Annotated in this window: 1 protein-coding gene; it reads right to left on the minus strand. The window is 61.5% G+C overall.

Features of this window, described 5'->3' with window-relative positions; genetic code table 11:
* A partial coding sequence (locus tag AF337_RS44060) for an ImuA family protein (protein WP_425287875.1) occupies window positions 1-356 on the minus strand: 356 nt, incomplete at both ends.

Below are 356 nucleotides of genomic sequence, written 5' to 3' on the forward strand. Positions count from 1 at the left end.
GTCGGCAGATCCGGAAGATAGATCGAGACGACCCTTGTCATCACACGCCCTCACGAGAAACTCAGCACACTCACCCGCTTTCACGCGCATCAATTCAAGAAACCATTGAGGCCTGCCCACCCCCGGTACCGGCAGCTCTTCCGATGGCATCACACTGACCCGCCATCTGGTTGTTGACGCCGTCGGCTGGCCAAAATCATTCGCCTCGGTCTGCCGTCGCCATCGCCGGACGGCAAGAGCCATCGTCCCGGTTCGCTCGTCGGCTAGCTGCAATCGGCGGGAACTGACCATCGGCAGGCGGACAAGTTCGCCGACGACCGCTCCGAGACCGCCGAACGACAGTCCCTCCTCCATAT

The sequence above is a fragment of the Rhizobium ecuadorense genome, assembly GCF_001187535.1.
Lineage (GTDB): Bacteria > Pseudomonadota > Alphaproteobacteria > Rhizobiales > Rhizobiaceae > Rhizobium > Rhizobium ecuadorense.